Here is a 13,070-nt window from a genome sequence, read left to right on the forward strand (position 1 = left end):
CAGAGCGTTTTATTTATTGACAGTAAATATATTGACTATTTTACAGCCATAATTACAACTCAAGCTCGTCCTTATCAAGTTCACTTTCGTTATTGCAATAATTTTCTTCTTTTTGCGTACATTGACGAGAAAACTCATCATTTGCTTGATCACTAAATTTTTTATACTGACATAGCGAATTAATTAAAGTGAAGTGATTTTTGTTGACATCATATTGGTGTGTTTCTGTCACAATAACAGCACCATTATCTTTGATAGAACAAATTTTTCGCCTAATAGCTTGTTTTTTATTTTCATCAAAGGTTATATAACGACCTTCTAAATTTAGATAAATAAACTTCCCTTTTTTCTTATTGAAAGCGTAATAACGATCAATAATTGGGATGTCCACGACATCATCGGTTGTTTGTGAGATATAAAATTCATTATTATCACCATCAAAGTTATAATCATCGGTATTAATGCTTTGATCATCTTCTTTAGATCCAAAAAAATAATCATTATATAGATGATAACCTTGTTTTATTGTATCGATTGACATAAATTCATAACCATCAAAATCATCAATTGTTTGCAGTAAACTACCATCTCTTTTTCGGTAAACATTAATACCAACCATTTTAGTTGCACTGCCTTTTATGGATAAAAGGACTTTAAAAAAATAGTCTTTAGTGGTTCTGTGTTGTAAAAACTCTACATTTTTAGACTTCTTTTCAGACTTATCAGGAATACATCTAAATTCAAATTCACTTTCTAACTTTGTTTTATCTAATGGAATCTTATTTGATTCAACATTATTTTCATCTTTATCTTCGTCTTCAAAAGACGTTGTACCTAATAATTTAGGAATATTAGTTATATTATTTATATATACAACTCTATTAGTACCATAATCATAATGATATTCTTCTTTATATTTTCCATTAGTTTTAATTTGAATACCGTAAGAACAGTCGGCAACTACAAAATTTGGTAAAAAGAATATTAAAATTAAAAAATATTTCATTGTTTTGTACATCCTTACTAATCATTTTAGCCATTTTTTAGTGATAATTTTTATTATTTTTACCAGTCTCTAAACGAATTCCATGGTATCCAGTTGATTATTTCACCATTCTTTTTACTATGATAGCTGACTTTAAACCACAAAAGTTCCTTATTTTTATCTTCAATTTCTCCTATTTTATTTTCGTCCCTCTCTATATCAAGAATTTTGACAAAATTATTTCTTTTTAAATAGTTATCAGTTGGGTACTGAAAATCAGGTTGTTCATAAAGTTGGACTTTTGCTAGTTGAATATAAGAATGAATATCTCGTTTTTTTGTTGATTTATCCAACAGTGCTGAAAGTTTTTTCATATCATAAAAGGTGAAATGACCACTAGAATCAAGAATATCTAAACCAATCATATATGGGAACTCAAGACTATTTGAGCTCACCATTCTTTGAAACACTTCAACATTGTTGAAATGATATTGCTTATCTTTATTGGCCATTATTACCGTATATTTATCTAAATCATAATCTTCGATAGATTGGTAACGTTGATAAAAATTAATATCCCCCACTTTGGCGACAAGCACATCAAAATCTCTATACGCTAGACTTTCATCAGTATGGGGAAAATAAGCATAAGAATTTATTGATTCAGGCGAAAAATAGATAAAAAATTTATATAAATCATCAGCTCTATTTAATGTTTGTCTATTTATACAATATGAATATTGTGTCTTCATCAAGTTTATTAACCGTCTTCTGACATATACACAATCAGCAGTTAAATGACTATCTCGGATAGTTATTGGAATATAAGCTTCAGTATTATGAGTCCTTGTACCAGAGTAAAAAAAAGTGGGTTTATTCATCCAATTGACAAATTTAATATCAAGTTCCCCAAACAATCCAATTAAATTTTTAAATTGGTAATCCATATCATCCGCTTTAACTTCTAATATAGTGGGTTTTAAAAATTCACCATTCTCATCATCACAGCGATAAGTAGTAAAATGATAAGGTTTAGAGTGGATATTAAAAGAATAATTTTTAATCTCTGTCTTATTTAAGCAAGGTAGCTCCGCATAGCAGATATTACAAATTGTTATGCATATTATTAATATAATGCTTTTTTTAAACATTCTTTTTACCAAACAGTGTTTTTATTTTATTTTATTTAAGTATATTAGCTTAAACTTAAGCTGACATACACATGTTACTCATCGGCTTTCATTTTAACAAAATGCGTGTCCGATAAGCAAAATAAATTCTCCAATTGATATTCCTTAACCAACCCCTTTGCATCATTCCAAGTTTGCCATGGTGTCTTTCCATAACAATATTTTCCAGAGTGTGCTCTTTCTCGATTGTAAAACTCAAGCCATTGTTCAATATCGTTTTGTATTTCACTCAATTGCGTGTAAATCTTACGTCGAAATAAAATATCATAACATTCTGTTTTCATCGTCTTATGGAATCGCTCACAAATACCGTTAGTTTGTGGGCTGTAGGCTTTGGTCTTGGTGTGTTCAATATCTTCTAGATTAAGATAAAGTTCATAAGCATGACTCTCCTTATGGCCATTATATTCCGTACCTCGGTCGGTAAGAATGCGTAAAAGTGGCACTTGTTCATTGTCAAAGATAGGCTTTTTACGACTGATTTCTTGAAGCGCAAGCTCCCCCCTTGCTCATACAATTGTTTAAAGCGATAATAGCTATCTCGACTGTATCCCATGACTTTGCAAGCTTATTGAACGTTACCGAGTTGCTTAGCTAATTCTAAAAGTCCTAATTTAGGTTTAATGATTTTGGCGGTTTGATTCATTTCTGACTCTCCTTTTTGTGTTATAAAATAACTCAAGCGTCAGATTAAGTAAAGACTATTACAATTGATGAATTAACTGCCAACTCAAGCCAAACTTTGCCAAATATTTTTTTAAACGATCAGCATCATTGCTACGTTGTTTTTTGGTGCGAGACACAGCAAACAATCGTCTGCCAGCTTCAGATAAACAGCTACTTTTTTGGCATATTTCGATCACCTTTTCCAGTTGGAAGCGATCAAATTCATCTATTTCTAATGGAATTAAAGAGTCATCTGATTTGTGTTTCCCCCAGTTTTGTTTTAAGCGCAGAATCTCTTTTTCTACCTGTTCCAACGTAATATTGGCTTGTGGTGCTAACGTTGCCATTCGAATAATCGAGCTATTTAATTCACGAAAGTTGCCTTGCCATAAAGCGTCTTGTGAGGTAGCAAAGGCTAAATAAGCGCGCCTTGATTGTTGATTAAAGCGTGGCATAATGCCGTATTGTTTAGCATAACGCGCTAACTCATAATCAATATTTGGTTCGATATCTTCTTTTCGTTCGGCTAAACTCGGCAGTTGATAACTCCACAAATTAATTCTGGCAAACAGATCTTCACGAAATTCGCCATTGGCAATTGCCAATTTAAGATCTTTATTAGTTCCAGCAATTAATTGAAAATCACTCTGAATCGGTTTATCACTACCAAATGGATAAAATTGTTTCTCTTCAATCGCTTTTAATAACATGGCTTGTTCATCAAGCCCAAGTTCACCAATTTCATCTAAAAATAATAATCCCCCATCGGCATTTTTAAGTAATCCAGTGCGAGCAAGATTCGCACCTGTAAATGCTCCTTTAACATGACCGAATAAGGTTGACATTGCACTATCGCCTCGTAAGGTGGCGCAGTTAATTTCGACAAATTGACCGTTAATTTGATGATTAGTGTGTTTTAGCAAATAAATTTGTTTAGCTAAAAATGATTTGCCTGCGCCAGTTGGCCCACACAATAAAATAGGGGCATGCGATCGGCTAGCAACCTGTTCTATTTCAGCAATTAATTGATTAAATTGTGGGTTACGAGTAGCGATACCTGACTTTAACAGATCGGTTGCTTGAATGGCATATTGTTGAAAACGAGTTAAGATTTTATCATAACGATGCAAATTCAAATCGATGATATTCATTTTACCGTAAGGTACTTGCGCAATAAGATCTGCTTCCTCTAAGTTATAATTTTTTTCCATTATCTCCTTTTTGGATGGTGGAGACATTTGTAATAATTTAGCCGGGTAATAGCGCGATTCTGCTAGTAAAAACCAACAAATCTGTGCGACATGCGTACCAGTTGTAATATGCAAATAATACTCTTCTTGTTCTGGATTAAATGAGTAGTTTTTCGAAATATCAAAAAGGCAGGTATAAACTTGTTCAAAATCCCATGGATCATCTATATTTACAACAATTGGCCTTACTTCGGTTTGTGGCGATAAAATTTTAATATCTTTAATAACTTCACAAAGCAGATGATAATCGTTTTGATAGTAGAGTAATTCAAATCGAGTTAATGGTAGATCAGATTGATGACATAAATCAATCGTTGGGCGCCACTGTCGCCAACGCCGTTTACCTTTACTACGTTGATCCAGTACATTTCCTAAAAAACCAAACACTACGTTCTTTTTCATTTTTATAAAAAATTATAAATAACTAGATAAAATTATAAAAAATAAATCTATTACAATCTACTTATATTTTATCAAAAAATATTTCAACCTTATTATTCATATATAAATCAAATGATTATAAATAATTTTTTATTTTTTGAAAATTTTGGCACACTTTTAGCATTATTGAATGTACCTAAGTAAACATATGCTGTTTTTTTATAGCAGCAAGGTACATAGCGAATACTTTACGTATTTATCCATGGGATAAAGGAGCCAAAGATTATCAACATGTATTTCTAATTATGTGATTAGGTTGCTGTATCAAAGCAAATTTTTGAATAGTTCATCAGGTAGAACAATCGACAAGGGATCGATATGTGGTAGGTTCGAGTCCTACTTCAAAAACCAAAAATGAAAGTAATAATAAACACAATCAGTGATCGTGTTGAATAAGAAAGAGGTAAAGCTGTATTACCACTTTCTTATTCACCAGTTTAAACCGGTTAACTTAGTGATCAATAAAAATGGCTAAGATAAAAAAACTGGATAATAGGCAGAAAGTTAAACACCAATAAGAAGGATTATTTTCTTATTCACTTTAATGCTCCCCCTATTATTTCGTTACTTAACCCGTGCAAATTGGCACAAACACGATGGCTGATTGTCGTAAAAGGAATAATACAATGATAAAAACCATTAAAGTAAAAAAATATGAAATTGCAGTATTATATAAACATGGCGAGATTACTCAGATCTTAACAGCAGGTGTTTACCATAAAGCCGATCCATTCAATACGCTTAGTTATAAAATAATTGATTTAGCTGTATCCAAAGTAGCCGAAGAAATTGCTGAACAACTACTTAACTTTTATCCAACCATTGTTAAACAGCACTGTTATTTGGTCGATGTAGCTACTAATGAAATCGCATTACGTTATGAACAGCAAAAACTAGTTGAAGTGATTTTACCTGCAACCAAAACATTATATTGGAACAGCTATAAATCTCACTCAATAAAAAAAGTGTTATTACAACAAGATTATGCATTACCGACTGAAATTACTAATGAATTACTGCAAGCAAAAAACACTAATGAACCAATTAATAATATCGATAAATTAGTTCTACATCATTTTATTCATGAACAAATCGGTACTTTATTTGTTGATAACCAATTAATAAAAATTATTGCGCCAGAAACGGTAGTCGGTTACTGTCCATTTAAACACACTATTGTACTTGGTAAATTTAATTTACGTGAAAACCGTATTGATGATTGTATCGCTAATGCCATCGAACAGCGTACACCACAGCAACTATTACAATTTTGTATAGCAATGGACGTTGGCGCTAACGAAGTAGGGTTGCGTTATGAAAATGATTTGCTAGTTGAAATTCTACCGCCAGGAACAAAACGACTTTACTGGAAAAATAGTGATAAACAACATATAGTTAAGGTTGAGTTAAATAAGGGGTATACCTTAAATAATGAAATGATTGAACAATTATTACAACCAAAACTACGGCAAAAAGGCATCATAGGGGATAATGGCGTATTAATCGCCCAAGTGCCGGCTTATCATGTAGGAGTATTAAAAGTTAATGGTAGAATTGAGCAGCTATTAACAGCTGGTATCACAGCTTATTGGCGTTTTAACCGTGAAATATCGGTTGATATCGTTGATACTCGTTTGCAAGTATTAGAAGTTGCAGGTCAAGAAATTTTAACTAAAGATAAAGTGAATTTACGTATCAATTTGGTTGCAAACTGGCGTTATACAGATGTTTTAATGGCATTTGAAAAAACAGCAAGTCCTGCTGAATTACTTTATCGAGAACTCCAGTTTGGTTTACGTGAAGCAATTGGCACTCGCACATTAGATGAATTGCTTGAAAATAAAAACATCATCGATGAAGTGGTAAGTAAGCATGTACAAATGCGTTTAGAAGGTTTTGGCATTGCAACTATCTCGTTAGGAGTAAAAGATATTATTTTACCCGGCGATATGAAAGCAATTTTATCGCAAGTGGTTGAAGCTGAAAAATCAGCACAAGCCAATGTGATACGTCGCCGCGAAGAAACCTCGGCCACTCGTTCATTATTAAACACAGCGAAAGTGATGGAAAACAACCCAGTGGCTTTACGCTTAAAAGAGATGGAAACCCTAGAACGTATTGCTGAACGCATCGATAAGATCTCGGTAGTGGGGGGACTAGATCAAGTATTACATGGTTTGATTAATATCCAACCTAAAGGTTAGAAATAAAAATGTAACATCATGCAATTAACTGTTGCATGATAAAAAGGAATAAAGCATGACACAATATAACTTATTACAAACAGATAATGCCAAACCAATAAAAATGTGGACAAAAGGCGTGCCTGTTGAAGAAGAAGCCAAAACCCAATTAACCAAAACGGCACAATTACCGTTTATTTTTAAACATATCGCCGTCATGCCTGATGTGCATGTCGGTAAAGGATCAACTATCGGTAGTGTGATCCCAACCATAGGCGCAATTATACCGGCAACTGTAGGAGTGGATATTGGCTGTGGCATGATTGCTGTGCAAACGTCTTTAATAGCGAGTGATTTACCTGACAATCTATTACCGTTACGAAATGAAATTGAAAAAGCAGTACCGCATGGCCGATCGCCTCATAATCGTCGACAAGATATTGGTAGCTGGCAAAATCCACCATTAATCATTGACCAGTATTGGCAACAGCTATTACCCGGTTTTGAAAAGTTAACAGAAAAATATCCAAATTTTTTAAAAACCAATAATTACCGACATTTAGGCACACTCGGCACCGGCAACCATTTTATCGAAATTTGTTTGGATGAAGCCGATCGAGTTTGGATTATGTTGCATAGTGGATCACGAGGTATAGGTAATGCTATTGGTAACTTTTTTATAGAAATGGCACGAAAAGATATGGAAGTCCATAACAAAAATCTACCTGATAAAGACTTAGCATATTTGGAAGAAGGAACCGAACATTTTCATGATTATGTTGATGCTGTGCATTGGGCGCAAGAATTTGCAAGACTCAACCGTGAAGCCATGATGAATAATGTTATCTTAGCAATGCGTAAAGTCATTACTAAACCATTTACCACGCACATGTCGGCGGTAAATTGTCACCATAACTATGTGCAAAAAGAGCAACATTTTGGTGAAGACATTTTCATTACACGTAAAGGTGCAGTGTCTGCTCGAAAAGGTGAACTAGGGATTATTCCGGGATCAATGGGCGCTAAAAGCTATATTGTGCGAGGACTTGGTAATGAAGAAAGTTTCTGTTCATGCTCGCACGGTGCAGGGCGAGTTATGAGCCGAACAGAAGCTAAAAAGAAATTTACCATTGAAGACCAAATTAAAGCAACAGCACACGTTGAATGCCGAAAAGATGCCAACGTGATTGATGAAATCCCAATGGCATACAAAGATATTGATGCGGTAATGACAGCCCAAAATGAATTGGTCGAAATTGTCCATCAATTACGGCAAGTTGTGTGTGTGAAAGGGTAAAAAATATCGACACAGTTATGACCGCCCCAAATGGGGGCGGAATTGTATATTAATGGCGGTTGGTGGTATATGATGGGGTAATACTCGCCCTTTTATTTTTTGCGAAATGCTTGCGATATCACTACACTTTAAAACTCAAATTTCTTCTTCATTGACAGAATTCATTTAATGTATTCAGACTTAATCAATGATAAGATTTTCATTTACTCAACTTTGTTTTCGATTTATTTAATTACCAAGATGGTAATTTAAATAATCGTCCTTGTATTCCTTCATCATGTAATACCAATGCAATTTCATTTTTATTAAAGAAAATATTGTTATCAAGTGGAATATCTGAATCAATTACAGTAATAATTTGTTGAATATCTAAAATAGAATATTGCCTTATCACATTCAGAAGATTGATCTTTGTTCTGTCATCTAAAGATTCAAATATCCCATCATGATAAACAAAACGAGGAAAATTATCTTTAAGATGAGCGCGTAATATAGCTAAATCAAAAGCCACACATAATAATTTTTTATAAGTATGTCCATCATCAGCACTTGTTGAACAACCAGCTTCATCTAAAATATCAGCACTAAAGTCAAGATGACCTTCTCGATTAATTTTGACATTAAGTAATGCTTTTCGAGAAATAACATCTTCAATAATGCGACTGAAATACAACCTAATTTCTGAAAATAAACTTGTTTCCTGTTTATTTTGCATCTCTAAATCTTTTTCCATATCAATTTGAATTTTTTGATATTTTTTATTTAACTGCCTAATTTCAGTCCTAAGCTCTTGCAATTTATGAATAAACTCTTTTTGCCTTTCTAAAAAAGCAATATCAGCTTTTAAGGTAATTAAATCATTAGATATTTGTTTATATTTATCAAAAATATCTGTTTCACCTAAAAATGATAAAGTTTGTGTTCTTTCTTCACCTAATTGCAATAAGGTTTGATTAATATCTATTAACTCTTTTTTTATTGATGATAGTTCTTCTTTTAAATATTTATGTCGTTCTTCCGTAATCGCGCGGTTAAACTTAATGAGTTGATTAAAATCCTTTTTTAATTGCTTAGGGAAAAGAATCCCGACTTCTTTGTATAAGCTTTCGGCCTTATCAGGATCAAATAATATTTGTTGTTTTTGTAAAGATAATTCTATCTTTTTTCGATTAAACTCTAATGAATAACGTCTTTTATTTAATGTGGCTATTTTCAAATCTAATTCATCAATGAGTTTTTTTGTTTTTACTTGATCTACTGAATGAAAATCAAACTGATCCAATAGCCGTTGTCGCTCATTAACATCTTGTTGTTTTAATAATAAGAGCCCATCAATTCGACTAATATCTTCAATTGAACCGCCCAACTCTTTTTGTACTATATCTTCTCTATTTCTCGCATCCTTAAGTTGAGATTCAAGTTCATAGTGTTTTGTAATTAAATCAGAATTAAAACCAAGAATATGAGCAAGAAAGGGTTTCCAGTCTTTATGTTTAGATGCAAATTTTCTTAATTGAAAAACATTACGATAATCATCTTGAGAACGTAATAAATAACCTAATATTTTGCGATAAGGCCATGGTTTGAGACAGTAAAAATTCAATATACTGTCTAAAATTTCTTTCGCTTTATCAAATGGCACATTTTCATGATCCCAATTCGTTAATTGAGTAAAATCTTGGTGTGAATCGTTATGTTTCTTTATACTGATACGAGCTGCATTAGTGACACCTCGACGAATAGTGAGGTAAGAACCATCTTCTAATTCTAACTCTAAAAAAAATACAAATTGGTTAAACAACTGCTCATGCTTAAATAAAAAGAATTCTGATTTTTTTTGAGATAAAAAACAAAAATCAAGTAATTTGCCTAACGTCGATTTACCTAAATTATGGGTATCTTTTTTCTTATTTTCAGGCAAACGGATTTCAGCTTGAATTACGTTCAAACCTGATGAAAAAATAATAGTTTCAAATAAATCTGGTTTATTTGAATATAATTTAGATAGTTTCATTTATCCCCACATATTCGATTGAATCAGTTTTTGCGTGATACTCAATTAACCCTAATAAAAAAAGAAGATTAAGCGCAGGTAGAAATAAAAAATGTCCACCTTCAACGGATTTTTTAGCATATTCTAATAAACTATCATACTTTTTTAGTCTCTTTTTCTTAATATAAGTAAGCAATAAAAAAGACATGTTAATAATAGTCTTATCCGGATGAGTATGTTTATTGGGTCTTAGCATCTTCATTCTTACCTATATCACAACTCCAATACATAAAAAACAACATGACATTCACTAATCGTTTATGTTTAACTTGTCTTAAAATTGGGTCTCTATCAACTAATAACTTTGATAAGTAATTCATTATGTCATCAAAAGTCTGATAATCTTTTCTTTTTGCAATAATATTTAAACAAAACTCATTTGCAGCAAGATCATAACGTTCACGTAATTCACTATTTTCAGCTAAAGATAGAAAAGATTCAATTTCATTAACGTCTTTTAAGTAACGCCGCTTAAGCTCATTAGCATAAGCCTCAGTCATATTATTTAGCTGATTTTTTCTAGCATAAGTGGTTCGCTCAATATTGATATCGGTTAAACTTCTTTCAAGTGTTCGCGCTTGATTTGCAAATGCCTGGATAACTTCTGCTAAATCGTCAGGACTAACAATTAACGGACTATCGATAGGATCTAGTTCAGCGATTCTCATTATTTCAGGATATCGTTTAAGATAAAGTTCTATCTGATTAATATCTATGATCTTTACTGATGCTATATCGACTTCAATATAGTCTGAAATCGTTTTACATATTTCACTCTCTGCATTACCAGTTAAACGACGATTAGTAAACAAGACATAATTATCCAGCTCACCTTGATCTTTTAACTTTTTGATACGAATCAGTTCACCACCAATCACGGTATTTGGGTTAGTTTTCTTTTCTTTATTATAAAAATCAGATTCAGAGCAATTACGATTATAGCCATTAGTATGTTTGGCTTGAATAATTGTTGTTCCAACCCAAGGTGAACTTCTACTGGGAAATAATTCGGCAGTACCAATAAATTTAGCGTCTCGCCCACCATCAGGCCCCTTAGCAAATCCTTGTGTAGAAATACCCATTATATGTTGGCAGATAACAACAACTAATTTTTCAAATTGCTCATCACTCATATCTTCATAAGCATATTTCATAAAATGTGTATTCCTTGCTACTAAAAATTTCAAATATTATAACTGTGTTTATATACATGACAATAATAAGCTTATTATTTTACGAGACAGTTCACATTTTTTGAAACTCATTACTCTTTCATCGTTTTCTTTTTCAGAATTTTTTGTACTTCTTTAGCATCAATTTCCATAATTGTAGCTATTTGTTCAATGGAACTATCTTTTTGAGATAGTGCATGTACTAACCTTTCTTTTTGCTCTCGTTCATGCTTTGCGACCAGTTTTGCAGTTCTAGCTTTTTCCTCAGCAGTTTTTACTTTATCATGTGCTACCGCCAACTTCTCTTTCGCAATTTGTTTTTCTTGTTTACGAATGCGTTCAACCACTTGGTAAGTCGGAACATATTTCAGGCTTTGTTCGAGTTCTTCCATAAGTTTGATGCTGCGAAAGCTGATATAGGTTTTTGGGGTGATAATTAAGTGGTCGGTAAGTTCGATATTTAAAATATGGGCAACTTGAATTAAGCGATCGGTGATGTCTTTATCGGCCGCTGAGGGGATCAGCGATCCGGACGGGTGGTTATGCACCAAAATCACGCGAGAGGCGTTTTTCATCACCGCAACACGAAATACGTTCATTGGCTCAATGTTGACCGATTTATACGATCCAAGCGCAATTAGTTCAATATACAGGATATAACCGGCTTGATTCATACCAATAATCCAAAGATGTTCCTTTTCTTGGTCGATCTTGTTTTCACGCAATAACACACGCTGCATAATACTGTACACGTCGTCCGTGCTTTCAATATAGCGTTTGTCATGTTTGGTTAGTTTAATATCCATCTTATCGCCTTGTAAAATCACACAAAAAATAATATAGCATATTCTGTTTATGCAGGGCAGTGGTTAATCAAATAATTCCACCTGTTCACTTTTTAGGTTATATTATTTGTAAAAAATATTCAGGAGTCTATACCGTTTCAAAGGGGGGTTAACAATGTATCACTCTATTTTACCCAACGAGCAGCATTCTGCTGCTGAGCGATTTTTGCAACGAGTGCCAAAGTTAATCGCAACAAGTCCATTATGTCGACGCCTTAAGCCTGTCGCATTACTGATTGATATTGCGCCCATGACATTAATTGCTCTGCCACATAGCTTGATTGCCAATAAATTTAACCTTTCACCGCGAGCTGCTCAAAGGCGAGATAACGTTATTCGTCATTGGTTAGCGCAGTATGAGCCTGATCTTTATCAAGCGGTACTTAACCTTACACAATCGATGCCGGCAGAAGTGTCTCGACAAGCTCAGGCATTTAAGTCATGGCTAGCCGAGCTACTTGATACGTCAGATATGCCTTGCGATTATTGTGGATCGCTAAGCACAGTTCGCATTGGGCACCGTCTTAATTTTCGTTGCCGAACTTGTCGCCGAACGTTTAATCCACTCAAAAAGTATTATCTTGATAAGTTATCTCATTGTGAACGGTGGTTGCCTTTTATTGATTTATTGCTACAAGGTGAAACATTGAAAACCATTAACCAGCAATTGGGAATCAATACCGATACCGCCGCTAAGTGGCAACGTTATTTTTTAGGAATAATGGAATTACAAGGATTTTTAGTATTGGCTAATTATTGCCAAGTAAAGCGACGCCAACGTTGCCGTCAAATATGGTTAGACATTCACACAGGTGACACGTTTTTACCAACTGGTAAGTCGCATTTTAGATCTAAGTCATAGTAATAATTAATAAGGTTGTAAAAAATATTCAGGAGTCTATACCGTTTCAATCATAACTCATTATGTTCAATCATTTTTTAATGGTAATAGGCAAAGGGCTTTAAAAACCTTAAAAGCGTTAAAAAA

The 13,070-nt window shown here is 33.2% G+C and carries 10 protein-coding genes, 1 tRNA gene and 1 pseudogene; 4 read left to right on the plus strand and 8 right to left on the minus strand.

Features of this window, described 5'->3' with window-relative positions; genetic code table 11:
* Window positions 1-52: 52 nt before the first annotated feature.
* The 4 genes and pseudogenes from GA0061080_RS02165 to rtcR form a co-directional block, all read right to left on the minus strand.
* Window positions 53-1,006, minus strand: coding sequence for a hypothetical protein (locus GA0061080_RS02165; protein WP_091120303.1), 954 nt, complete (start codon window positions 1,004-1,006; stop codon window positions 53-55).
* Between the two features lie 59 nt (window positions 1,007-1,065).
* Window positions 1,066-2,136 carry a hypothetical protein gene (locus tag GA0061080_RS02170; protein ID WP_091120306.1) on the minus strand — a complete coding sequence of 357 codons (1,071 nt, stop codon included), beginning with the start codon at window positions 2,134-2,136 and terminating at the stop codon, window positions 1,066-1,068.
* Between the two features lie 74 nt (window positions 2,137-2,210).
* Window positions 2,211-2,821 (minus strand): annotated as a pseudogene (locus GA0061080_RS02175) (helix-turn-helix domain-containing protein).
* 58 nt (window positions 2,822-2,879) lie between these two features.
* Window positions 2,880-4,493, minus strand: a complete 1,614-nt coding sequence (rtcR, locus tag GA0061080_RS02180; protein WP_091120310.1) for an RNA repair transcriptional activator RtcR — start codon at window positions 4,491-4,493, stop codon at window positions 2,880-2,882.
* A gap of 314 nt (window positions 4,494-4,807) precedes the next feature.
* On the opposite strand from rtcR, the gene GA0061080_RS02185 reads away from it, so the two are divergent.
* The 3 genes from GA0061080_RS02185 to GA0061080_RS02195 all read left to right on the plus strand — a co-directional run bounded on the left by GA0061080_RS02185 (window position 4,808) and on the right by GA0061080_RS02195 (window position 8,012).
* Window positions 4,808-4,883, plus strand: a tRNA-Pro gene (locus GA0061080_RS02185).
* Between the two features lie 701 nt (window positions 4,884-5,584).
* Entirely contained in the window at window positions 5,585-6,736 is a 1,152-nt protein-coding gene (locus GA0061080_RS13075; protein WP_439330213.1) for a slipin family protein, read from the plus strand.
* A 55-nt stretch (window positions 6,737-6,791) separates the two neighbouring features.
* Window positions 6,792-8,012, plus strand: a complete 1,221-nt coding sequence (locus tag GA0061080_RS02195; protein ID WP_091120313.1) for an RtcB family protein — start codon at window positions 6,792-6,794, stop codon at window positions 8,010-8,012.
* A 232-nt stretch (window positions 8,013-8,244) separates the two neighbouring features.
* Here the strand turns inward: GA0061080_RS02195 and GA0061080_RS02200 are convergent, their stop codons facing one another.
* The 4 genes from GA0061080_RS02200 to GA0061080_RS02215 all read right to left on the minus strand — a co-directional run bounded on the left by GA0061080_RS02200 (window position 8,245) and on the right by GA0061080_RS02215 (window position 12,043).
* Window positions 8,245-10,026 carry a DUF2326 domain-containing protein gene (locus GA0061080_RS02200; protein WP_091120316.1) on the minus strand — a complete coding sequence of 594 codons (1,782 nt, stop codon included), beginning with the start codon at window positions 10,024-10,026 and terminating at the stop codon, window positions 8,245-8,247.
* The gene (locus tag GA0061080_RS02205; RefSeq protein WP_091120320.1) at window positions 10,013-10,261 is read right to left on the minus strand and encodes an ABC-three component system middle component 8; all 249 of its coding nucleotides are present in this window, start codon (window positions 10,259-10,261) and stop codon (window positions 10,013-10,015) included. Before GA0061080_RS02205 ends, GA0061080_RS02200 begins: the two co-directional genes overlap by 14 nt.
* Complete coding sequence (locus GA0061080_RS02210; protein WP_091120323.1) at window positions 10,245-11,219, minus strand: ABC-three component system protein; 975 nt, start codon at window positions 11,217-11,219, stop codon at window positions 10,245-10,247. The genes GA0061080_RS02205 and GA0061080_RS02210 overlap by 17 nt, the downstream gene beginning before the upstream one ends.
* A 110-nt stretch (window positions 11,220-11,329) precedes the next feature.
* Window positions 11,330-12,043, minus strand: a complete 714-nt coding sequence (locus GA0061080_RS02215; protein WP_091120327.1) for a JAB domain-containing protein — start codon at window positions 12,041-12,043, stop codon at window positions 11,330-11,332.
* A 154-nt stretch (window positions 12,044-12,197) separates the two neighbouring features.
* Here GA0061080_RS02215 and GA0061080_RS02220 point away from each other — a divergent pair, with 154 nt between their 5' ends.
* On the plus strand, window positions 12,198-12,944 hold the full coding sequence (locus GA0061080_RS02220; protein ID WP_091120330.1) for a hypothetical protein: 747 nt from the start codon (window positions 12,198-12,200) through the stop codon (window positions 12,942-12,944).
* The last annotated feature ends 126 nt before the right edge of the window (window positions 12,945-13,070 follow it).

It is taken from the genome of Gilliamella intestini (assembly GCF_900094935.1).
Classification (GTDB): Bacteria; Pseudomonadota; Gammaproteobacteria; order Enterobacterales; family Orbaceae; genus Gilliamella; species Gilliamella intestini.

Excerpts from the sequence above, each read along its gene's own strand:
- GA0061080_RS02165 (WP_091120303.1), bottom strand. The coding sequence starts at position 1,006 with ATGAAATATTTTTTAATTTTAATATTCTTTTTACCAAATTTTGTAGTT.
- GA0061080_RS02170 (WP_091120306.1), bottom strand. The coding sequence starts at position 2,136 with ATGTTTAAAAAAAGCATTATATTAATAATATGCATAACAATTTGTAAT.
- rtcR (WP_091120310.1), bottom strand. The coding sequence starts at position 4,493 with ATGAAAAAGAACGTAGTGTTTGGTTTTTTAGGAAATGTACTGGATCAA.
- GA0061080_RS02195 (WP_091120313.1), top strand. The coding sequence starts at position 6,792 with ATGACACAATATAACTTATTACAAACAGATAATGCCAAACCAATAAAA.
- GA0061080_RS02200 (WP_091120316.1), bottom strand. The coding sequence starts at position 10,026 with ATGAAACTATCTAAATTATATTCAAATAAACCAGATTTATTTGAAACT.
- GA0061080_RS02205 (WP_091120320.1), bottom strand. The coding sequence starts at position 10,261 with ATGCTAAGACCCAATAAACATACTCATCCGGATAAGACTATTATTAAC.
- GA0061080_RS02210 (WP_091120323.1), bottom strand. The coding sequence starts at position 11,219 with ATGAAATATGCTTATGAAGATATGAGTGATGAGCAATTTGAAAAATTA.
- GA0061080_RS02215 (WP_091120327.1), bottom strand. The coding sequence starts at position 12,043 with ATGGATATTAAACTAACCAAACATGACAAACGCTATATTGAAAGCACG.
- GA0061080_RS02220 (WP_091120330.1), top strand. The coding sequence starts at position 12,198 with ATGTATCACTCTATTTTACCCAACGAGCAGCATTCTGCTGCTGAGCGA.